30 protein-coding genes are annotated in these 18,733 nt (G+C 64.0%); 13 read left to right on the forward strand and 17 right to left on the reverse strand.

What is annotated here, in order from left to right; translation table 11 throughout:
* Positions 1-162: 162 nt before the first annotated feature.
* On the reverse strand, positions 163-411 hold the full coding sequence (locus tag VG561_RS03150) for a hypothetical protein (protein ID WP_322546782.1): 249 nt from the start codon (positions 409-411) through the stop codon (positions 163-165).
* On the opposite strand from VG561_RS03150, the gene VG561_RS03155 reads away from it, so the two are divergent.
* Positions 404-787, forward strand: a complete 384-nt coding sequence (locus VG561_RS03155; RefSeq protein WP_322546781.1) for a hypothetical protein — start codon at positions 404-406, stop codon at positions 785-787. The genes VG561_RS03150 and VG561_RS03155 overlap by 8 nt on opposite strands.
* 6 nt (positions 788-793) lie before the next feature.
* On the opposite strand, the gene VG561_RS03160 is transcribed toward VG561_RS03155, so the two are convergent.
* The 6 genes from VG561_RS03160 to VG561_RS03185 all read right to left on the reverse strand — a co-directional run bounded on the left by VG561_RS03160 (position 794) and on the right by VG561_RS03185 (position 3,692).
* Positions 794-1,156 (reverse strand): DUF1064 domain-containing protein, encoded by a 363-nt coding sequence (locus VG561_RS03160; RefSeq protein WP_262086901.1) that lies wholly within the window; start codon positions 1,154-1,156, stop codon positions 794-796.
* Positions 1,156-1,434, reverse strand: a complete 279-nt coding sequence (locus VG561_RS03165; protein ID WP_322546780.1) for a hypothetical protein — start codon at positions 1,432-1,434, stop codon at positions 1,156-1,158. Before VG561_RS03165 ends, VG561_RS03160 begins: the two co-directional genes overlap by 1 nt.
* A 1-nt stretch (position 1,435) precedes the next feature.
* Positions 1,436-1,918 carry a hypothetical protein gene (locus tag VG561_RS03170; RefSeq protein ID WP_021203794.1) on the reverse strand — a complete coding sequence of 161 codons (483 nt, stop codon included), beginning with the start codon at positions 1,916-1,918 and terminating at the stop codon, positions 1,436-1,438.
* The gene (locus VG561_RS03175; protein ID WP_223224762.1) at positions 1,915-2,358 is read right to left on the reverse strand and encodes a hypothetical protein; all 444 of its coding nucleotides are present in this window, start codon (positions 2,356-2,358) and stop codon (positions 1,915-1,917) included. Before VG561_RS03175 ends, VG561_RS03170 begins: the two co-directional genes overlap by 4 nt.
* 8 nt (positions 2,359-2,366) lie before the next feature.
* Positions 2,367-2,855 carry a glycoside hydrolase family 104 protein gene (locus VG561_RS03180; protein WP_322546779.1) on the reverse strand — a complete coding sequence of 163 codons (489 nt, stop codon included), beginning with the start codon at positions 2,853-2,855 and terminating at the stop codon, positions 2,367-2,369.
* A 72-nt stretch (positions 2,856-2,927) separates the two neighbouring features.
* Complete coding sequence (locus VG561_RS03185) at positions 2,928-3,692, reverse strand: DNA adenine methylase (protein WP_134729626.1); 765 nt, start codon at positions 3,690-3,692, stop codon at positions 2,928-2,930.
* 489 nt (positions 3,693-4,181) lie between these two features.
* Between VG561_RS03185 and VG561_RS03190 the strand changes: the two genes are divergently transcribed.
* Positions 4,182-4,655, forward strand: a complete 474-nt coding sequence (locus VG561_RS03190; protein WP_322546778.1) for a hypothetical protein — start codon at positions 4,182-4,184, stop codon at positions 4,653-4,655.
* A gap of 134 nt (positions 4,656-4,789) precedes the next feature.
* Here VG561_RS03190 and VG561_RS03195 read toward each other — a convergent pair whose 3' ends face one another.
* The 7 genes from VG561_RS03195 to VG561_RS03225 all read right to left on the reverse strand — a co-directional run bounded on the left by VG561_RS03195 (position 4,790) and on the right by VG561_RS03225 (position 8,855).
* Positions 4,790-4,966, reverse strand: coding sequence for a hypothetical protein (locus VG561_RS03195; protein ID WP_021203789.1), 177 nt, complete (start codon positions 4,964-4,966; stop codon positions 4,790-4,792).
* Positions 4,967-5,291: 325 nt separating this feature from the next.
* Positions 5,292-5,660, reverse strand: coding sequence for a hypothetical protein (locus VG561_RS03200; protein WP_322546777.1), 369 nt, complete (start codon positions 5,658-5,660; stop codon positions 5,292-5,294).
* A complete protein-coding gene (locus tag VG561_RS03205) occupies positions 5,657-6,202 on the reverse strand; it encodes a hypothetical protein (RefSeq protein WP_189720437.1) in 546 nt (181 codons plus the stop codon). Before VG561_RS03205 ends, VG561_RS03200 begins: the two co-directional genes overlap by 4 nt.
* Positions 6,199-6,420, reverse strand: coding sequence for a hypothetical protein (locus VG561_RS03210; RefSeq protein WP_121725808.1), 222 nt, complete (start codon positions 6,418-6,420; stop codon positions 6,199-6,201). Before VG561_RS03210 ends, VG561_RS03205 begins: the two co-directional genes overlap by 4 nt.
* Positions 6,413-7,753 carry a replicative DNA helicase gene (locus VG561_RS03215; RefSeq protein WP_322546776.1) on the reverse strand — a complete coding sequence of 447 codons (1,341 nt, stop codon included), beginning with the start codon at positions 7,751-7,753 and terminating at the stop codon, positions 6,413-6,415. The genes VG561_RS03210 and VG561_RS03215 overlap by 8 nt, the downstream gene beginning before the upstream one ends.
* The gene (locus tag VG561_RS03220) at positions 7,750-8,541 is read right to left on the reverse strand and encodes a helix-turn-helix domain-containing protein (RefSeq protein ID WP_322546775.1); all 792 of its coding nucleotides are present in this window, start codon (positions 8,539-8,541) and stop codon (positions 7,750-7,752) included. Before VG561_RS03220 ends, VG561_RS03215 begins: the two co-directional genes overlap by 4 nt.
* Before the next feature lie 38 nt (positions 8,542-8,579).
* Entirely contained in the window at positions 8,580-8,855 is a 276-nt protein-coding gene (locus VG561_RS03225) for a hypothetical protein (RefSeq protein WP_021203783.1), read from the reverse strand.
* Between the two features lie 560 nt (positions 8,856-9,415).
* Here VG561_RS03225 and VG561_RS03230 point away from each other — a divergent pair.
* The 11 genes from VG561_RS03230 (at position 9,416) to VG561_RS03280 (ending at position 14,534) form a co-directional block, all read left to right on the forward strand.
* Positions 9,416-10,090, forward strand: coding sequence for a helix-turn-helix transcriptional regulator (locus VG561_RS03230; protein WP_322546774.1), 675 nt, complete (start codon positions 9,416-9,418; stop codon positions 10,088-10,090).
* Positions 10,091-10,723: 633 nt separating this feature from the next.
* Entirely contained in the window at positions 10,724-10,903 is a 180-nt protein-coding gene (locus VG561_RS03235) for a carbon storage regulator (protein WP_423179389.1), read from the forward strand.
* 71 nt (positions 10,904-10,974) lie between these two features.
* Positions 10,975-11,214 (forward strand): hypothetical protein, encoded by a 240-nt coding sequence (locus VG561_RS03240; protein WP_322546773.1) that lies wholly within the window; start codon positions 10,975-10,977, stop codon positions 11,212-11,214.
* Between the two features lie 71 nt (positions 11,215-11,285).
* Complete coding sequence (locus VG561_RS03245; protein WP_322546772.1) at positions 11,286-11,438, forward strand: hypothetical protein; 153 nt, start codon at positions 11,286-11,288, stop codon at positions 11,436-11,438.
* Positions 11,435-12,097, forward strand: coding sequence for a hypothetical protein (locus VG561_RS03250; protein ID WP_322546771.1), 663 nt, complete (start codon positions 11,435-11,437; stop codon positions 12,095-12,097). Before VG561_RS03245 ends, VG561_RS03250 begins: the two co-directional genes overlap by 4 nt.
* Entirely contained in the window at positions 12,094-12,456 is a 363-nt protein-coding gene (locus tag VG561_RS03255) for a hypothetical protein (RefSeq protein ID WP_171427820.1), read from the forward strand. Before VG561_RS03250 ends, VG561_RS03255 begins: the two co-directional genes overlap by 4 nt.
* Positions 12,453-12,944 carry a hypothetical protein gene (locus tag VG561_RS03260; RefSeq protein WP_322546770.1) on the forward strand — a complete coding sequence of 164 codons (492 nt, stop codon included), beginning with the start codon at positions 12,453-12,455 and terminating at the stop codon, positions 12,942-12,944. Before VG561_RS03255 ends, VG561_RS03260 begins: the two co-directional genes overlap by 4 nt.
* Complete coding sequence (locus VG561_RS03265; protein ID WP_322546769.1) at positions 12,944-13,534, forward strand: hypothetical protein; 591 nt, start codon at positions 12,944-12,946, stop codon at positions 13,532-13,534. The genes VG561_RS03260 and VG561_RS03265 overlap by 1 nt, the downstream gene beginning before the upstream one ends.
* Before the next feature lie 35 nt (positions 13,535-13,569).
* Complete coding sequence (locus VG561_RS03270; protein WP_322546768.1) at positions 13,570-14,172, forward strand: hypothetical protein; 603 nt, start codon at positions 13,570-13,572, stop codon at positions 14,170-14,172.
* Entirely contained in the window at positions 14,159-14,332 is a 174-nt protein-coding gene (locus tag VG561_RS03275) for a hypothetical protein (RefSeq protein WP_322546767.1), read from the forward strand. Before VG561_RS03270 ends, VG561_RS03275 begins: the two co-directional genes overlap by 14 nt.
* On the forward strand, positions 14,319-14,534 hold the full coding sequence (locus VG561_RS03280) for a hypothetical protein (RefSeq protein ID WP_322546766.1): 216 nt from the start codon (positions 14,319-14,321) through the stop codon (positions 14,532-14,534). The genes VG561_RS03275 and VG561_RS03280 overlap by 14 nt, the downstream gene beginning before the upstream one ends.
* A gap of 35 nt (positions 14,535-14,569) precedes the next feature.
* Here VG561_RS03280 and dinD read toward each other — a convergent pair whose 3' ends face one another.
* The 3 genes from dinD to VG561_RS03295 form a co-directional block, all read right to left on the reverse strand.
* Positions 14,570-15,403, reverse strand: a complete 834-nt coding sequence (gene dinD, locus VG561_RS03285; RefSeq protein ID WP_345785296.1) for a DNA damage-inducible protein D — start codon at positions 15,401-15,403, stop codon at positions 14,570-14,572.
* Between the two features lie 326 nt (positions 15,404-15,729).
* Positions 15,730-18,144 carry a peptidoglycan-binding protein gene (locus VG561_RS03290; protein ID WP_180835345.1) on the reverse strand — a complete coding sequence of 805 codons (2,415 nt, stop codon included), beginning with the start codon at positions 18,142-18,144 and terminating at the stop codon, positions 15,730-15,732.
* Positions 18,145-18,169: 25 nt separating this feature from the next.
* On the reverse strand, positions 18,170-18,526 hold the full coding sequence (locus VG561_RS03295; RefSeq protein ID WP_065428057.1) for a lysozyme inhibitor LprI family protein: 357 nt from the start codon (positions 18,524-18,526) through the stop codon (positions 18,170-18,172).
* Between the last annotated feature and the right edge of the window lie 207 nt (positions 18,527-18,733).

An 18,733-nucleotide genomic window follows, 5' to 3' on the forward strand; every position in this document is an offset into this window, starting at 1 on the left:
TGCACACCGTTGCCACCGTCACGTGCCCGCGGGCCTTGCACCGACTGCAGAGCGGTTCACGGTCGAGCTGAGCCTTGCGCGTGCGCTGCCACCGAGCGGTGCCATACAGGTGGGCGAAGGCGCTGCCGCCGGTCTGCCGGGTCCTGCGGCCGCGAGCCACGCTCACTGCTTGGCACTCCCTGCCCTTGCGGCCAATCGCAGCTCATCCTCGTTTCGCTTGAGCGATCGTGCTTGCTGGATCAGGCAGCTGATCAGCTTTCGTCTCGCAGGTCCCTGATCCATGGCAGCAATAGAATCCAGGGTGCGCAGCGCGCCAGAGGCGATGTACCGGCTGAGGTCACCCTCCTTACCGCCGCGCACGCACATTTCCACACGGACGACGCCGTCATCAGGATTGAACTGAATGGACACCACTGATCTCCATGAAGCACGACTCGTACTTGCCGAGCTGCTCCGGGTACATGACGAATTTGAAGAGATTGCCGCAGCAGGCGACCGCCATCGATCCCTGGCTCCAGATGAACTGCAGGACTACCGCGCACGCTTGGTAGAGCTGAAAGCCCACCTGAAGCAGCGCGCGGCCACCGGCACTGTCGACGGCTCGAAGCGACGGCTGACCAGGATCGAGGATGCGTTCTACGAGCCAGCTATCAGGCAGGCATCCGCCAACTTCTCCTTGCGGACCAATGCCCCACCGTCTGAGTGGGTCACCGGGCTCTACGGGCCATCCTCTGATATCTCCTACCTCGCGAGCCAGCTGCAGGAGTTGCTCAGGGAGCATCAGTAGGGAGGGTCAGAACTCCTCCACTTCCCAGCCACCGCCGTCGCGCTTGCGCCTGACCTTCACCGCGATGAAGCGGAATGGGTACATGGCGGCGGCGATTTTGATCTTGGCCCGTGCATCGTCCTGCCAGTGGCCCTTCACCTCGTGGCACTCCATGACGCCGTCGGCAGCCATGACTGCAAAGTCCGGGGTGTAGAACGTGTTGTCGGCCAAGCGCAGCTTCATGCCCTCGAACCGGTGCCACTGCACCTCGCCTGCCGCTTGCAGCGCGCGCAGCCGCTCGGCATACGCGGCCTCGGTCTTGTTCATCTCGCCTGTCTTCAGGCGACCCAACGCCAGCACGCGGCGTTCCCGCGCCGTCTGCCGGACCATCAGGGCAAATCCGGGACAGGTTTGCCCTGCACCTGGTCGATGCCGTCGAGCTGCGCCTCGTACTGCAGCAGGCAACGCTTCCGGCCGTTGCTCACCTCGAATACGGCGGACGGCGCCGCCTCTTTCACCCACTTGCAGCGCTTGCGCAGTTGGGGATCGATCGGGACGTAGGTGGCCACCGGCATGGTGATGACGGCTGCCGCCGGCGGGTTCGGCTTGGTAGGTGCTGCCTGGCACGCGGCCAGGAGGGCAGCGGTAGCAACCACGATGACGCGCATGTCAGTACCCCTTCAGTGCCGGGCAAGCGGAATCGAGCAGCTCCAGTGCTGCCTTGCAGGTGTCGGGCCGTTGCTCATAGCGACCGCGCCAGGTGGATGCCTCTTTCTCGGAAGCCTCGACCTTTCCTGCCAAGGCCCGCAGTGCCTCCGCACTCTCGTCCCGGAGGGCTTGCAGCTTCTCGGCTTCCGCCCTCAGTGCGGCGGCGACCTCGGCCAGACGCTGATCGCGGCTGTCCACGTCGGCCTGCAGTCGGGCGGCATCGGCCTGCCAGTCCGCCCGGACCTTGATCACCTGGGCGCTGAGGTCGCGGATCTTCTGCTCCTTCTCCCAGGCAGTCAGCCCGGACACCATGCAGCCGAAGGCCAGCACCGCGCACACCAGTTTGACCTTGCTGCCGGGCTTGCTCAGCCACTGCAGCGCGTCGGCAGCGGCGCCTACGATCAGGGTCCACAGCGCGCGCAGGAATCGAATCAGTACGCTCATGGCTTATCGCCTCCGATGGCACCGGTGGCCCGCTCCACCATGCGCACGTAGCCGGGCAACAGCCGGCGGATCAGGACGCCGGACAGGCCGGCCAGGGGAAGCTGCGGGGCGCCCGCCAGCGCCGGCCAGATGGACGCGGCAACGGCGATGACCCATGCGGCCACGATGGCGTAGGCCACGACCGCCACAGCCAGGGCAGCCCAGCGCGCGGCAGTCTGCAGCAGGCGGTGGCCGCGCCGGCGGCTGGCGTCAGCGGCCACGCGCTCCGCGTCCTTTTCCGGCAGCAGCAGGACGCCGATCAGCGCTCCCGCCATGGCAACCAGCAGCACGGACTGCGGTACGCCGAGGATCACCCTTTCGGCCTCCCGCAGCGCATCAGCGGTCGCCGGCGCCACAACGGCCGCGGTGAACGTCCCGACAATGGTTTTCAGAGTGCTCACGGGCTCAGTCACGGCACCACCGTCCCGCCGGCCTTGCGGTACACGGCCAGCAGGTCGGCAAGCTTCTGTTCGTGCTGGCCGTAGCCAGCTCCGGGCAGGCTCGCCCAGATGTTGCTGACCGCCTTGATGGCCTCGGGAATCCTGCCCGCCTGGATCAGCGGCAGCGCGCGACGCTCCCGGATCTGCTGCAGCGCGATCAGGTCCTGGCACAGCGGCGAGAAATCCTTCAGGCCGAGGGTCTTCTTGTAGGCGTCGTAGTAGCGGCGCAGCAGCTGGTAGCGGCCGGCTGCGGTCGACTGGATCTTCAGCCGCGGCAGGTCCACCAGCACGCGCGGGTGGTCGGCGTAGCTCTTGAACAACTGCCCGCCGACGATCACGTCATAGCCGCGGTCGTTGGTGGCCTGCTTGCCGTTGTCCGTACCTTCGGACCAAGCCAGCATGTCGAGAAAGGCTACGACGTTCACGCCGCCAGCCTGTTGGGGAGTGATCTGCGTCATCTCGGTTCCTGCGGAGGTTCAGCCCCGCCGCGCCGAGCGGGGCATGGATACCCTGCCGGACCCGATGCCCGGCTAGGTTGTGTAGATCAGCTCGCTCCGAGCAACGCCTTGGCCACCACCCACGGTGTAGCGGATGGGCACGCTGACCCGACTGAAGCGATCGAATAGCGCGCGCATGGCGGGGTGGTCGTTGATGGTCAGGATTGCCCGGCCTTTGAGCTGGCTCATGGTTTCAGCCAACAGCTCGTACTGATCCATGCCGAACTCGCTTCCATAGCCCGTGGTCTCCCAGTACGGAGGATCGAGCAGGAACAACGTTTCGGGCCGATCGTACTTCTCGATACACCGCTGCCAAGTCAGCTGCTCGATCACCACCCCCTGTAGCCGGAGGTGGGCATCACTCAGATCCTGTTCCAGTCGGAGCAGGTTGATGCGTTTTGTCGCCGTCGGGCCAACGCCCAGCGACTGCCCGTCCACCTTTCCACCGAAGCTCAGCTTCTGCAGGTAGTAGAACCGCGCGGCGCGCTGGATATCAGTCAGCGTTTCGACGTGCTGCAGCTGAGCCCACCGGTACATTTCCCGGCTGGTCAGTGACCAACGGAAGTGCCGAACGAACTCGTCCAGGTGATTGGCCACCACGCGGTAGAGCCGAACCAGCTCGCCGTGCGTGTCATTCAGGACTTCAATCTTGGCCGGTGCACGCTCGAACAGCATGGCGGCGCTGCCGGCGAAGGCTTCGACGTAGCAGGTGTGTGGCCGCTCATCGATCAGCGGCAGCAGATGCTTCGCCAGGCGTGTTTTGCCACCCGGCCAGGGAAACAGTGTCTTGGTCTTCAAATCTCAGCTCATGCGACATTAGTTAAGCAAGCTTCACTCGCTCTCCGGAGAGCGGCAGGGCTTGAGCCAATGGCACGCGGCTGGAACGCGTGTACGGCGGCGGTGCTCCGGTGCTTGCAGGCATCGGGGCGCCGCCCTGTTTGTTTACGGATGGGCGCGGTTTGCGCCGGCGTACCAGTTCTTCAACTCCGGCAATTCCCGGAGTTGCGGAGCCAGATACGCGAACGGCCCACCGATTGGCGAGCCGTGTAGATGGGACTCTCCCCACCATGCCGAGAACTGTAGCAGCTTGTTGGCAACGGTCAAGAGCGCGGCTTGCGAGCGGCGGGAAGAAGGGGGCGGAACCGATGTACCGCGACGGGGAGCTGCTGCTCGACCTGTGGATGGCGATGAACGGGCGCAGCCGGCACGAGGCACCGAGGACGTGACGACCGGCACAGCCGAACGCTGCGGCCGTAGACTCAGATTTCTGCCAGAGGAGACGAAGACATGCTGATTAAAGCGACCGCGTTTGCGGTGGGAAGGGACTTTGACAGGCCGCTTGGGTCGTTGATCCAGTCGGAGGGGGGCTGGTTTCTTCGAGCGCAAATCAAGGACCGGGAGGATATGTTGGACGTAGCGGTCGCGATGAGCGGCAAGGAACTGGGGGAGATCCGATATCTGGAGAGCCCTTCCAGCTGCGTCCACCTCGCTGACGGCGTGAGGGTCGAATTCCGGGTTCTTGGGGCTATCGAGGGGCCAGGGAAGCCGCCCGTCGGCGCCTTGGTGTGGTCTACGGATGGCAATGAGCAAACCATTACGCTCCACGGGAGTTATTTGACGACGGCTGGAACCGAATCCAAGGATTTCAGCAAAGAGCGCGCGTTCTACTCCAAGAGTTGGGGGGCATACCTCGTCGGAGAGGATGGAAAGGACTTGGCCCGCGAGCCCTTGTTCTTCAACGAAATCGACAAGAAAGGCTGAGGCGGGCCGACCGAGGGCCCGAGATAGGCGGAATTCCGTCTATTGCTCAGAAAGGTCCGGTTTGAAACCGGGCCTTTCTCCGGTTTGGAACCGGGAAAACAACCGTCCCCCATAAGGAGGACGGTTGGGCTTGGTCAGCGTGGCGGCACCACGTACTTGCCGTTCTTGACGCCGTCCAGGATGGCGTCCTTCACCTTGCGGAATTCATCCTCGGCCGTGCGGTAGAGGTTGTCCGGCAGATTGGCCTCAACGAGGCGCCCCTGCAGCTGGGTGCGGCCCATCTCGAAGTTCATCTTCAGGATATCGGCCATCGCTGCCGGTTCGTTCCTGCGGGGGCTGCCGATGAAAGCCAGGAGGGCACGCTCCTGTGCAACGTCGCGGCCAATAGAGCGTGCGAGTTTCGTCTGATCGTCCGTGTTCAAGCGCGGTTCTCCGCTGTTGGGTGAGGCTCAATCGTACCGCCGTGGGGCAGCACGGGGCATTGGCAGATAGTCGGAAACCCCCGCGGTGCGGTGCGCAGACTGACCGCGCACCCACCGTGCTGGAGCCAGCTATGCCCATCCCGGCTTCAAGCCGGTGATGAACGTTGAGGACTCAAACGCCACGCCCGGCCCGGTGCATTCGCCGGGCCATCTGTCATCGCCCCCTGAGGATCGCCAAGGCGCTCGGCCCCAGCTTCTCCCATGCCGCCGACCCGCCCACAACCTCCTCAAAGACCCGGTTGAGCTCGTCCCGGAAGGTTCTGCCTTCGGAACCATAGTCGAACCGGTAGCCCTCCCCCACAACGTAGCGTTCAGCCCACTGACGGCGAAGCCGGCGCACGAGCAGCTTCGCTCTCGATTCGCTACCCACCCAGGCCCATTGAGAGGCAACTACGCTGGGCCGGCGGCAGATGCTGCCCTCGGGGTTTCGGGAAACGCTGATTCGGACTACCCCGTCGGCGCCGCAGGCTGCGCACAGGTACACCGCATCGCGAGCGGCCTGTGCCAATGTCAGATTTCTCATGCGCGCCGCGCCTCCATGAACGCCATGCCCTTGTCCAGCTCCTTTCGGTACTGCCACTTCGTGAACGCGGCCCCGAGCTTCTTGGCGACGGCTGCGGCCCGCTGCGCCTGGCTACCCCGCCCTGTGAATTCCTCCAGCACCACCAGCGCGCGCACCATGTTCTGCCGGTAGAGGTCGGACAGCGCGCGGTCGATCCATCGATACTCGTCTGGCGAACCAACCATCACGGCGGCGGTGGCTGATCGGGAGACCAAGGTGCGGGTTTCAGTGCATGGGATCGGATCAACCGCCCAAGGCGCGACGGGCAGCACTGCCCCGTTGCGATTCACCCGGCCGGCGCCGGCCCCCAGCAGCATGCGCCGGTCGTGTCCGTCGCGGAGCAATGGCGGGCGATCACGCTTCGTGCCCTGGGCGAACTGCTGAGCCCGGGCCAGCGGGTGTTCGTCCCTGCTCGGCGCCTCCTCCGGGGCGAGCGGTGCGCAGAACCGATGTTCCTGGTAATGGCCCCAGTGTTTCAGCTGCTCCTTCAGCGACAGGCTCATTTCCCGCCCCCAGCGCGCGCAGCGGCCATCCTCTCCATCTGCTCCAACTTCACCGCCTGCTGCCGCGCCAGCGATGCCGACGTGCGGTACGCCTGTGCGGTCGTAGACCGCTGTCCCCGATCCCGCCACAACAGGCGGTCGAGCCGATCCGCCTGCTGGTCGAGGGTGTCGGCAAAGAGACGAAGTGCCTGAGACCCCGAAGGGATGTAGTTACTCATCGTCACGCTCCTGCCAGTTTTTCCGCAGGTTTGGCTGCCGTGCTGCTCCTACCGAGCGCAGGGTTTTGCGCTCTGGCGTAGCCGGCGGGTTCCAATCCATAGGCTCGAAGCGCTGCCTCTCCATCATCGCGTTCAGGTAGAACTCGCCCAGGGCGCCATTACGCTGCTTCTCGACCTTGACCTTCACAACGTCGCGGCGGGACTTGTCGGGGCGATGGAGGAAGATCACCACGTCAGCGTCCTGCTCGATCGCGCCGGACCCGCGCAGGTGCTTCAGGCTGGGCTCGTCGTCGCCGTCGCGGTTCAGCTGCGAAAGCAAGATCACCGGAACTCGCAGCTCCTTGGCGAGCCCCTTCAGACTCCGGGTGACATGTTGAATGCCTTGCTCCGTGGTCTCCCTGCGAGGCAGGTCGATGTAGGTCAGGTAGTCGATTGCGATCAAGCCCAGCGGGTTCTCCGAGTGCAGCTGGCGGGCGCGAGCGGAGATGCCTTCGACGTTCAGGCCCGAGGATTCATCAATGAATAGCGAGTGCTCCATCAGCGTCTTGGCCGCTGGAGCGGACCGGTCCCATTCATCCTCCTCCATCAACTTCGGTCGACGGATGTGTACGGCGTTGATCCGACCGATGTGGGAAATAGCCCGATCAGCCAACTGCTCGCCCGACATTTCCAGTGACGCCATGAAGCCTTTCACACCTTCCTTGGGCCGTGTGCCATGCAGGATCGACTGCAGCGAGAACGCAGACTTACCAACACTGGGCCGCGCCGCGATGATGATCAGATCCGTTGGCTGCCAGCCGCCGGTCAAGTCATCCAATGGGGCATAGCCGGTCGGAACGCCCGTGAGATCACGGTCAGAATGCGCGCGATCGGTCAGGCCGCGCATGGACTGACGGACGAACTCGCTGATGTGCTTCGGGCCACCCGATGTGATCCGTGGTGCGCACGAGGCCAGGATTCGCTGCGCCTCGCCGAAAACATCCTCGTCCGGCTCAAGATTGGCGATCATGCGGCCGGCTGCGCGGAGTCGGCGCAGCAGCTGTCGCTTGCTGACCAACTCGGCATAGCTGCGGATGAACCTCGGGTTGCCGATTGAGGTCGAATCGATATCCAGCGCAAGGGTGGCCAACCCACCATCGAGCTCGCCGATGGTGACTGCGTCGGTCGGTCGTCCTGCGGTGATTTCCTGCTGGAGCGTCCTGAACAACCGCTGGTTCCCGGCGTTGGTGAAGTCGTCGCACGACAGGAAGTCGGCGATCCGCCAGTACGCTTGCCCGTCCCGAAGCAGGCAAGCGAGCACGGCCGATTCGGCGTCAAAGTCCTCGCGCCTCATTCCCGGCCCTCCAGCATCTCCGACAGGACCGTGTCCATAATCTGCGCGAACCGGTCCTCATCGATCAGCGTCGGCAGGCTCTGCTTCCACTTGGGGTTGTTGGGGTTGGGCGTGTCGCCACGCAGCCACTTGTCGTCCAGGCAGGACGTGAAGTAGACCTCCCAAAACTCGGCCGGCTCAAACACCAGCCCATGCTGCTTGCACACCGTCTGCGCCAAGGTGGAGGCTCTACCCAGCGCGCGGGAGAGCTTCGGCGTAGTCGTGAGACTGGCCCGGCAACCTGGGCGGTTTCCCAAGATGCGGTTGTACGCGGTGACGATGGCCTCGAGGGGATCGGTTCCTTCCTCGCTGGCCGGATTCTCCAGAGCAAGCGAATCAGCTGTGTCGTCCCCGCCGGGGACTACAGGGGTACGGTTTTCTTTCTGATGGTTATATGACGGATTGGGTGCACGCCGTGCACCCCGTTCGGTCGTGGCGTGCACCCCGTTGGTGTCGTGGCGTGCACCCCGTTCCCCCTCACGGGGTGCATGTGGTGCACCCCGTGACATGACGAGGTCATAGCAAACGGGACGGCGATCGGCAGCCGGGATGTGGGCGGCCACGATCATCTGATTGCCCTTCTTGATGATGCCCGCTTCCAGCAGTTGGGCGAGCCGGACACGCACCGTGCGAACCGCCAAGCCGGTGTCCTGCGCGAGCGTGGATGCCGACGGGAATGCGTTTTTGCCGTCCTTGTCCGCATAGTTGGCGAGGCAGAGCAACACGTGTCGGGAAATCGAGTCGGTCACGTCCTGCTGGTCCAGCGCCCATGTCATTGCCTGAACGCTCACGCCGATGCCCCCGAGACTTCCGGGAATGCGGCAATCATCAACGTGGCGAAGGCGCCCAAGTGCTCTGCGGTGATCCAGCGCTTGCTGGACATTTGCTGGATCCACTCCAGCGCCTGCTGCGGGCCGGAACAGTAGAAGTCGTAGGTAGGTTCGTCGCCCGGGCGAGTCCGGTCGTAGATCTCTACCGCGATTCGGCCGTCGGGAAGGCGCTCCTGCAGCTTGACCAAGGGCCTGGCATGGCGCTCCTGGATGCGAGTAAGCGCTTCCTGCATGACTTCGCCATAGGGACGTGGTCCCTGTCCATGCAGGTTTGCATCGGATTCGTGGTGTGGCATAGTGGCCTCGCTCTGAACGAAGCCTCCGCGCATGTCTGCCCGACAGCGGGGGCTTCGTCGTATCTGGACGTTGGGTTCTCGCGCCAGACACCCGAGCGGCCACTACCACGCCGGGGATGCACGCTTTCCTTCACTGCGCCCGGGCCGTTCCGTCGACCTCAGCAGAGTTGATTACCCAGCCGCGACTGGGTCAGCCCCGGCTACGACATTGCCATCGGCGTCGAACTTGTCGGGGAACTTGGCTTGGAAGAACAGCGCCCAGGGCCGGGGAATACCCCGCCTGCGCCACTGGCTGATTGAAGGGGCTCTGACGGAGCACAAGGCAGCGACTCGCTTCGTGCCCCCGAGGGAATCGATCAGTTGTGATGCCTGTACGGGATCGCTGATCGCGGAAACGTGGGTAGTCGTGGTCATGGCGAAGGAAATTAGCAGTTCCTAATTTACTTTACAACGTCTTCGTGCGTAACATTGCCTAATTCCATTCACAGACCCTAACCATGGATCTCTCAACCCGGCTTCGCACGGCGCTGGCGCGCGCAGGCGTCTCTCAACTTGAACTGGCCAAGGCCGTTGGGGTTTCCGCCCCGAGTGTGAGCGGCTGGCTGAGCGGGAAATCGCAGTCGATCAGGGGGGATGCCTTGGTCAAGGCTGCGCGCGTCCTTGGGGTTCCGGCCCTGTGGCTTGCAACAGGCGAGGGCTCTATCGACGACGCTCCGGACACGCCGCCGCTCTCCGTCCGTGAGACACCCCCCGGATACCTTCGGCTCGAGCTACTAGATGGAGCAGCAGGCATGGGCGCAGGGGTCGTGAATGAGGAATTCCCGGAAGTTATTCGGAGCATGGATTACGCCGAATGGGATATCCGGCAACGCCTGGGCTATCTGCCGAAACCAGGCCGGCTCAAGCTCATCACTGGCCGGGGCCCGTCGATGGCGCCGATCATCAACAACGGCGACGTAGTCATGGTCGACACCGCCGTCGACTACTTCGATGGCGACGCCATCTACGTGATCAACATTGGCGGCGAAACTCAGATCAAGGGGCTGCAGCGCCGGTCCGACGGCGTGTACATCGTTAGCGCCAACCCGCTCTTCCCGCCCTACGCGGCACCGGACGACTTGTTCATCGCGGGCAAGGCGGTGGTCCAGTACAGCGCGCGTCAGATCGCCTAATGCGGATTTCTGAACGAGTTTAGAAATTAGTCAAAGTAAATTAGCAATACCTATTGAACTCGCGATTAGCAATGCCTAATCCAGCCCTGTCGCCGCAACCCGCGGTTGATGGGAGCCACAGAGATGCACGCAATAAAGGACACCTGGCGCAGTAAGCACAGGCTGGTGCGCCAACTGAACACCCTTCGGAAGCGCTATGAGAGCCGTCTTCCGAACCGAGGCTTTAGCCTTCTCGATCATGCCGACCATGCGACTGTCCTGGTCGCATTTCCGGACGTCGATCCCCTAGTGCTGCCGGTTGAGCATCGTCTCCGCTGCTTGCAAGGCGGATTCGGCTATCGCCTAGGGACGCGCGCGAGGTTGCCGGCATGAACTCCAACTGCCGCTGCATCAAAGCCAGTTACGCCCACGGATCGGACCGCAAGGTCTCTACGCTGATTCGCGTGGGTTGGGTCCTGGTCTCGCTCACTGCGTCGGTCGTCGTACCGCTGCGAGTCGCAGAGATCGTTGCCGCGAACCGTCCCAGCGCCGTTTTTTGCGTTGCTGCACCGAGTGACGCATCTACCCCGACCTTTGCAGTTTCTCACGCCAACCAGAACCAAGGAAACCTGAAAAGTGAGTAGGAAAATTCCGATGCCAGCCCACGGCAGCGATCATCCCCTCGCGGGGTGCCGTGTCATCAAGCAGTACGAGGACGGCGAGATCCACATTGGGGAGAGCATCCACCTTGTCGTTCTCGCAGCGCGCGACGGAAAGGCCCGAATCGGTATCCGGGCACCCCGCCATCTGGAAATCACCACACCAAAACAGTGACGGCCCGAGCGCGCCAACGCCCGAGCCGTCAACCAAGCCGCCCCGCAATCGACGAGATCAAGGAAGCAGACATGGCCAACAATAGTGTATCCCCGGGCAGCCCCGTAGTGTCCCTCGACGCTGGGCAGATGAATCTCATCAGGCTGCACCTACGGAAATTGACCGCGTACACCGACATTCTGTGCGAGGGCGACCTGAGCGACGTGCAGTCGTCATCGGTGAACGTCATTGCCGACCACGCAGCACTGGCGGTCGTGCATATCGGCGAGATTCTCGACAAGGCCGCCGCTGCGGTGGGGGTGGGGCCGTGAGCCGGACAGCGACCAGTACCCATGACCGCGAGAGCCGCGAAGCCTTAACCAAGGCGCTTCACGAGTTGTACGTGGGCGTGGCTGACATGCGGGACCTGCTGCAGTTCGTGATTGAGAACGGTCCGCTTGGCAACGAGGAGTTTCCGCGAGGCATTGCAGCAGCCGTCAGCATGACGCACGAGCGCGCCGTCGCACTGTGCAAGGTGGCGGAGGGGGTCCTGTGAGCGCGGCCGAGAACCCGATCGATCGGCTTCTCGCCCGTGGGCTGACCGGCCGCGACCTCGTCTCCTACATGCTCCCCGGAATCGTCTGGCTGGCGGAGCATCAGGACGAAACGTTCCGTCTCTGCTACCACGACGACGCTGGACAGGTTGTGGTGGAAGAGGTTGCTGCTCCTGGCCTGATTACCAGGGCCCGGGAGCTTGGCTGGACGCCGGATGATCCGAATCCTGATCACCCCTATTGCATGTTCGGCGAAGCCATCTACCACTTCCGGCGGGGAGTTCACTGGTTCGCGACGGCGTGCGACGACACAACCGAGATGCTTCCGCTGGCATTGCCAGCACGCGAACTCGAAGCGGCGAAGAAGAGGGACGGCCGCCGCTACAACGAGGCCTCGCAGGCACGACATGCAAGGGCACGCGAGCGCGAGTTGAAGCGGAAGAGGGAGGCGGAGGAACGCAAGGCGGTCGCCGAACTGACTGCCGCAGTGCAGATTGCGGCCGACGATTTCACCGCCCAGGCCGCGAAAGCTGGCAAGCCGATTACGCCAGCGACGGCGCGCCGTAAGGCATGGAAGCACATCCGCAAGTGCGACGACTGGACCTATCACCTGCTGCTTAAGCGGCTGCGGACCATGAAAGAGCAGGGAGCGAAATCATGAGCGCAATGACGACTTGCGAGGCCGCTGCGGTTGGACTCCAGACACACACGTCGGTGGCATTTCCGCCGCCGGCCGGTGGCTTCGCCCACATCCTGGTACAGGACAACCTCAACGCACCTCGCTTCGAGAAGGGCGATGTACTGCTTGCCGATCTGTCACGCACTGAGTGGCGCTACGACGGCATCTACGTCCTCGATCTGCATGGCCGGCAGGTAGTGCGGTATGTGCAGGATCGAGGGTCCAAGGGGCTGTACGTCTACTACCTCGCCGCAATGGAGCTTGGCGAGTTCATCCACAAGGACAAGCTGAGGGTGCTTGCCGCCATCACTGCCGTGAACTGCACAAGGAGGGTTGCATGAATTCATCAACGATCCACGGACAGCTGGCCGAACTTCGCTCGGCTGCGGCCACCCTCCGCCGGCCTGGTGGCACGATCACCGACCGCATCAGTGCCGAACTGATCGAGCGGGCGGCACAGACTATCGCGGCGCTTCAGCGCGCGCCGCTGCCGGCCACCGCCGTGACCGATCTACTTCCGATGATGCAGGACGGCTGGACGCTGGAGGACTACGGCACCTGGGCGGTCCGCGCCGCAGAGCGGGCGCATGGCATCGGTGGCGACGCGCCGAACCCGGCGCCGCCCAGCTGGGCCGAAGCCCCGAACGGTTACAACTTCCGAGCGATGGACAGCGACGGGCACTGGTGTTGGTTCAAGGATCGTCCGTACCCCGAGATGGTCGACGGCCATGGCTGCTGGGACAGTGACGAGGGTCTCCGGCAGGCACGCTGGCTGCGCCATTACCCGGGGTGGAATCGAACGCTGGAAACACGACCGGAGGCTGTCTGATGGGCACTGACGCTGAAACCGAATTGCTGCTCGCGGCCGGCGCGATTGAGGCTCGATTCCATAGTGGCAACCCAACGCCGTTGGATTGCGTCCGCGTCCAGCGCGTTGAGTGGGAGCGCCTGAAGGCCGGCATGGTCGCCGTCGCGTCCATGGAGGGATTCATCTCGCACCGGGCCGTTCTTGCGGTGGCCACCCGTCTTCGTTCGCTGGCAAGCGCGGCGTGGCCAGCGAGCCGATCCGCGTACATCCGCGCAGCGGAGGCCATTGAGGGGGCGATCAGTGCGGCCCAGGAGGCAAGTCCGGCAGTAGAGCTCGCACCGGCTTCCGGTGGACTCACCTGGTTCTTTGCCGCGGAGAGGCTTCCGGAGCGGTCAGGCGACCGGGTTTTCGCTCACGTGGCCACTGCTGCAGGTAGCGAATACGCAACTCTTGCCGGCGAGCCAGAGGGTTGGCAGGCCATCGACATGGCGACGTTCTGGCGTAGGACCGATGGATCCCATGAATGGCAGCACGAAACCGCCGGTGACGTTGTGCGCTGGGCGTACGTCGACACCACCAGCCTGATCCAAGGGGGCGAGCCATGGGTATGACCGGGAATCAATCGGCACGGGAATCGTCAAGTCAGTTGAAGCCGAACCTCACGCAGGCCCAAACCAACCACCTCCGCAGGCTGTTGGCATGGGTCCGCGGCGAAGTCGGCCAGACGCCGCAGGAGATGGTCGAAACGCTCAGAGGTCTCGGGCCGATGCCTGAGCCCAGCGCCGAGGCAAAGGCGCGCCTCGTGGACAGCTACAAGCGCGCCGAAGCGGTGCCAAAGTACGTGCGGACCGCAGTCAAGGCGCTGGAGAAGCTGCTGCTCAAGCAGGAGGGCGCCATCGTGGACGTTGAAGCCGGCGCCGGCTTCGATGCTGGGTTCGAAATCGTCGGCACGCGCCACGTCATGCTGCCGGCCCTGCTCGGCGCACAACCGGCTGCAGCGCCGCCGCCGGTCCTGTCGTCTCCGCAGCCGTGGATGGACCAAGTGCCGACGGAACCGGGCTGGTACAGATTCACTTGCGAGGAAATTGACGGCGCGATCGAGCGCGTCCTGGTGGTGACCGAACGCATCACTGGTCAGCTGCTCGCGGTGGACACCGAGGTGGGAACGATGCCCCTACAGCATTACCACGACGGCCTGACCAATCCGCGCTGGAAGAAGGTGGAGGGCTGGACCAATGGCATGGATTGACCGCCTTGTCTGGCGCATCACCGCGCGCAACTGGCTGAGCTGGCCGACGGAACGACGCCACCGGCTGACCGGCCGCTACCAGCACATCCGCTACAACGAGAACGGCCATTGGAAGGACGGCCGGCTACCGAAAGAAGGAGGCCCGCATGGCCGCAGCTGAACACTCGACCTTCTGGCTGCTCTACGGGCAGTACGGCCCCACGATGACTGTGGAGAAATTCCGCGAGGAGTTCTTTCCGAAGATGACCATGAAGACCCTGCAGAACTGGATCGCCAGGGGCGACGCACCCAGGCCGATCAATGGGGTTCTCGATGTTCGAGACGTGGCCTCGTGGTGGGACGCGCAACGCGTAGGCCATTAAGGCCTACGCTGTTGGCACGCGCCCCAACAAGCAAACTACTCCTTCTTGAGGCGCTTTGCTTTCTCACGCTCAAGCTGGGGAATGCTCTTCTCTGGGCACGGGAGGCTCTCGGGCATGGTGCCTCCCAGCTCTTTGATCGTGCGCCGCACCGTGCGACCAACTTCGAAGTGAGCTTGGTTGGCGTTTACCTTCCCATTGATGTTGTCTCGGCGGATCTTCTCTTCCGCCTGTGTTGCTCTAAAGAGATTCGCCGCGAGCTCCGTGCTACCCATGTGGTCGAGGATCTTCTGGCTCTTCTTCAATCCCTTGCGCTGATGGATATCCTTGGCGCTCAGGCCACCATACAGGCCCTTGTAGCCATGATCCTGGAAGATCGCATAGTCGAGACCAGTTTCGACGCCCGCTTTCTTCGCAGCAGCCACCAACCCTTTGTTGTGGTGGCTCATCTCATTGCGAAGCATCAAGCGACGATCATCCTCCGTGAGCTGTTCGAACCTCTGGTCGTCTGATATCTCCTGACGACGAGCTTGAACAGCAAAATAGGTTTGACCAGCCGCGACGATCGGCTTGGCGGGATCTGCGTTCTGGACGACCAAGTAGCAGGCGTAGCGACTGAGACGCACGTCACCAATTGACCGTTCAGCTCCGGAGCCGATGGGGACCATTTTGCGCGAATCCGCAAAATGGTCCTGGTCATCCAACCCACTGTTCCTACAGGAAATCTTTGCTCGCTCAACGACTACGGCAAAGTCACGGTACGAGGCGTACCCCAAGACTTCGCCAAGCTCGCGGGCAAACCAGAACTCAACGCCCTGGTCGGTCAACCGCCTGATCTCTTCGAAGTTTCGTCTTGCTTGGCTGGATGGCAGGTTCATAGGTCCCCCTTTGCGAGAGACCATCATATTGGCTCGGAACGGCCTTCGCCTCACGACAAGCCTGTGGATAAAACTGACCGTACCACTACCGCACCACACCCAAAGCAACCAATTGATTTTAGAGGAAATCCGCCCCATCCATCATGGGGGCAACGGACAGGCGCAGGGAATCGGCGTAACGGGCGGTGGCGGACGTCATCGGGGTGTTGATCGTGGAGACTGGCATTGCCAGTGAGATCAATAGTTTACACCGGACGGCTGAATGGCGGCGGGTGGCTCCGGGGCTGGCCGCTCGACCGGCCCCGGGGACACCGCGTGGCTTACAACCCGCGGTTGCGAACCTGTTCCTGCTGCTGTTCCTGCGCACGCTGGTTGAACTGACTGTCCAGCGCTTCGCTCTGCCGGCTGCTGGCCTCGACCGAGTGCGACACCGCCTGCTGGCGGTCGACGAAGGTCCGCTGCGCTGCCGGGTCACCCAGCTCGCCCTGCACCGCGAACAGGCCGGTGCCGTCCGGGCGGGCCACGACATGGTCGATCTGGCGCATGCCGGACACCTTGCTTTCGTAGGCCAGCTGGCCAGCCGCTCGTTCGGCTTCCTGCGGGTTGGCGAACAGCGGCTTCAGGCCGGCCTGGGCGCGCTGCTGTTCGAGCGCCTGCAGCTTCTCCAAAGCCTGGCCGAAGCGCGCGTTGTCGGCATGCCCGGCGTCGCGCATGCTGGCCGGCGCTGCAGGTTCGGCCTGGGCCGGTGCCGCCGGCGCGATACCGGCCTTCACCGCGTTGGGGGCATCGACCTGCGCCAGGGTCCTGCGGCCGGCCTTGCCATCGTCGTCCAGGCCATTGTTGGCCTGGAACTGCTTGACCGCTGCAAAGGTGTCCTTGCCATACACGCCATCGGCGTGCAGCGGCTTGCCGTCGGCCCCGGCGTAGCCCAGCGCCGCCAGCTTGCCCTGCAGGGCCTTGACCTCATCGCCGCGCTCGCCCTGCTTCAGCACGCCATCGGCCATCGGCGCCTGCTGTGCACTGCGTGCGGCCTGCGCGGCCTCGGGGCCCTGCGCGTGGACCTTGCCGCCCAGGGTGATGCGGTCGTTGAGCATGTCACCCAGGAACCTGCGGTACTGATCGGGCTCGAGCTCGATATGCGCGTGCACGGCACCCGGGGTACCGGCATCGGACTGGCGGATCAACGGCGCACCGTACTCGACGAAATCACCGGTCTTGTAAGGGGTGGTTCCACGCGCACCGTGCAGCACCTGCCCGACCAGTTCGCGCTGCGGATGCCCGGCCGGATGGCTCCAGATGCTGATCGAATTCCACTTGTCATTGTTGACCTGGACATACCCGGCGACCGGATTGGGAATCATCACCTCCCGATCGCCGCGCGCATTGCTCAGGATCAGATCCTTGTGCACCAGCGGGATGCCGTTGCGATCACCGCGGGTCCGTACCGTTTCCAGTTCGCCCTCGACCATGGCCGACGGGCGGTCAGCCTTGGCGGCATTGCCGGTGCGCACGGCCTCGGCATTGGTGTTGGGGTGATGGATCTTCAGTTCGCGATAGGCATCCTCGCCACTGGTGCCATGGCGCAGTGTGCGGTTGCTGCTGCCGTTGCCAAAGGGTTCGACCACGACGATGCGCTGGCCACCGGGCGCGGCGGCGGCATCGGCTTCCCGCGCAGTCGCGGGTGCGGGTGCCGCAGCAGGAGTGACCGGTGCAGGCGTGGCCGGTGCCACAGGCTGCGCCGGCGTGTGCTCGCGTACCGCCGTATCCAGGGCCTGCAGGGTCTGCCGGCCGGCCTTGCCATCGACGGTCAGCCCATGCGCCTGCTGGAACTCGCGCACTGCATGCTCGGTATTGGCACCGTAGTGGCTATCGGCTGTCAGCGGTTGCCCGTTGCGACCGCTATGGCCGGCCTGGATCAGCTTGGCCTGCAGGGCCTGGACCTCGGTACCACGCTCGCCGGGTGCCAGCACGCCGTCGGCCATCGCCGATGCCGCCGCACGCTGGCCGCGCTGGCCGCGCTGGCCGGGCTCAGGTTCACCGAACACCTGCTGGTAATCCTTGCCCCGGTAAGCCTCGGGGTTGTGGTTGACCTGGTCGTAGCGCGCCAGCCCGACCAGTGCGGTCTTCTCGGTGAGCGCACGATCACGCAGCGAATCCCACAGGGTGGGCGAGCTCTGGAAGTGCACCTGCACATTGGCGTGCTTGTAGTCCTGCACCGCGCGGACGATCTGCTCGTCACTCAGCTCAGTCAGCTTGAAGTCTTCGCCATAGGCCTGCTGCAGGCCCTTCTGGAACACCGACCGGGTCATGCCGCGGTACTGCACCGAGGTGCTCCACAGCGCATCCTGCACGGCCGCACCACGGCCGGAGAGATCGATGCCCACATCCTTCAGGCGGCCCATCTGCACGTCGTAGTACTTGTGCTGGATGAAGTCGTGCTGGTCCCTGGCAAACCCTGCCGGATCGGCGGCCGCCACTTCCTTCCAGCGTTCGGTGAAGGCCGGGGTTCCTGCCTGCAGGCCGTTGAAGCGGTTGCCATAGCGCGAGGCGGCGACGTACTCATCCACGCCGCCAACGTTGGTGGCGTACTGGTAACTGCCATACGACACGCCGCCATGGTCGCCCCTGCCGGTGGAAACGTGGCCGGGGCCGCGACCTCCGGTTTCGAAATGCGCCGACGTCTGGCCGCGATGCCAGTTGTCCATTGCCTGCTTTGCCTGGGTCACAACATCCATTTTCCTGCACTCCTTTGCGGGGGAATTACTTCGAGGTCAGTGCCTGCAGCACGTCGGCACGGTTGGCGGTGCGATTGATCCGGCAGGACTGCGCGTCCAGCATCTGCCCCTGCCCGTCTTCGGCAGGGTTCCAGCTGCAGTAGCGATTGGTATCGGACATGTAGGCGGCCTGCTCGTCCATCAGCCTATCCTTGTCCTTGCCATCGGGACCGTCGACGATCTTCATGAAGGCCTGCTCGAGTCGCTGCTCCTGCCAGGCAAGCTCCTCATCGCCACACGCCTGCAGTGCGGGGGTCTCGCCGCCGCTGGAGTTCACGCACGTGGCGTACTGCGGCCGCAGCGTGGCTTTGTTGTAGGAATCATCCGGGCGCTGCGGCGGCATGTCCTGATCATCGGCATCGGCCGCTGTCGTGGCAGGTGCGGCGCGTGCAGGCTCTGCAGTGGCGGGCGGCGATGCGGTGGCGGGCGCGGCGGCCGCGGGGGCAACTGCCGTATCCGCCTCCGGGCTCTTGGCCTGGCATGCTGCCAGGCTGAGGCCCAGGGCCAGCGCAAGCGCGATGGCCCCGGCCCTGCCGAACGTTTCGCGGGG

The sequence above is a fragment of the Stenotrophomonas sp. CASM110 genome (assembly GCF_049384345.1).
Classification (GTDB): Bacteria; Pseudomonadota; Gammaproteobacteria; order Xanthomonadales; family Xanthomonadaceae; genus Stenotrophomonas; species Stenotrophomonas muris.

Bases quoted from the DNA above. Each gene is read 5' to 3' on its own strand.
- VG561_RS03155 (WP_322546781.1), top strand. From the start codon at position 404: ATGGACACCACTGATCTCCATGAAGCACGACTCGTACTTGCCGAGCTG.
- VG561_RS03160 (WP_262086901.1), bottom strand. From the start codon at position 1,156: ATGGTCCGGCAGACGGCGCGGGAACGCCGCGTGCTGGCGTTGGGTCGC.
- VG561_RS03165 (WP_322546780.1), bottom strand. From the start codon at position 1,434: ATGCGCGTCATCGTGGTTGCTACCGCTGCCCTCCTGGCCGCGTGCCAG.
- VG561_RS03170 (WP_021203794.1), bottom strand. From the start codon at position 1,918: ATGAGCGTACTGATTCGATTCCTGCGCGCGCTGTGGACCCTGATCGTA.
- VG561_RS03180 (WP_322546779.1), bottom strand. From the start codon at position 2,855: ATGACGCAGATCACTCCCCAACAGGCTGGCGGCGTGAACGTCGTAGCC.
- VG561_RS03190 (WP_322546778.1), top strand. From the start codon at position 4,182: ATGCTGATTAAAGCGACCGCGTTTGCGGTGGGAAGGGACTTTGACAGG.
- VG561_RS03195 (WP_021203789.1), bottom strand. From the start codon at position 4,966: ATGGCCGATATCCTGAAGATGAACTTCGAGATGGGCCGCACCCAGCTG.
- VG561_RS03200 (WP_322546777.1), bottom strand. From the start codon at position 5,660: ATGAGAAATCTGACATTGGCACAGGCCGCTCGCGATGCGGTGTACCTG.
- VG561_RS03205 (WP_189720437.1), bottom strand. From the start codon at position 6,202: ATGAGCCTGTCGCTGAAGGAGCAGCTGAAACACTGGGGCCATTACCAG.
- VG561_RS03210 (WP_121725808.1), bottom strand. From the start codon at position 6,420: ATGAGTAACTACATCCCTTCGGGGTCTCAGGCACTTCGTCTCTTTGCC.
- VG561_RS03215 (WP_322546776.1), bottom strand. From the start codon at position 7,753: ATGAGGCGCGAGGACTTTGACGCCGAATCGGCCGTGCTCGCTTGCCTG.
- VG561_RS03225 (WP_021203783.1), bottom strand. From the start codon at position 8,855: ATGCAGGAAGCGCTTACTCGCATCCAGGAGCGCCATGCCAGGCCCTTG.
- VG561_RS03230 (WP_322546774.1), top strand. From the start codon at position 9,416: ATGGATCTCTCAACCCGGCTTCGCACGGCGCTGGCGCGCGCAGGCGTC.
- VG561_RS03235 (WP_423179389.1), top strand. From the start codon at position 10,724: ATGCCAGCCCACGGCAGCGATCATCCCCTCGCGGGGTGCCGTGTCATC.
- VG561_RS03240 (WP_322546773.1), top strand. From the start codon at position 10,975: ATGGCCAACAATAGTGTATCCCCGGGCAGCCCCGTAGTGTCCCTCGAC.
- VG561_RS03255 (WP_171427820.1), top strand. From the start codon at position 12,094: ATGAGCGCAATGACGACTTGCGAGGCCGCTGCGGTTGGACTCCAGACA.
- VG561_RS03260 (WP_322546770.1), top strand. From the start codon at position 12,453: ATGAATTCATCAACGATCCACGGACAGCTGGCCGAACTTCGCTCGGCT.
- VG561_RS03265 (WP_322546769.1), top strand. From the start codon at position 12,944: ATGGGCACTGACGCTGAAACCGAATTGCTGCTCGCGGCCGGCGCGATT.
- VG561_RS03275 (WP_322546767.1), top strand. From the start codon at position 14,159: ATGGCATGGATTGACCGCCTTGTCTGGCGCATCACCGCGCGCAACTGG.
- VG561_RS03280 (WP_322546766.1), top strand. From the start codon at position 14,319: ATGGCCGCAGCTGAACACTCGACCTTCTGGCTGCTCTACGGGCAGTAC.
- VG561_RS03290 (WP_180835345.1), bottom strand. From the start codon at position 18,144: ATGGATGTTGTGACCCAGGCAAAGCAGGCAATGGACAACTGGCATCGC.
- VG561_RS03295 (WP_065428057.1), bottom strand. From the start codon at position 18,526: ATGCCGCCGCAGCGCCCGGATGATTCCTACAACAAAGCCACGCTGCGG.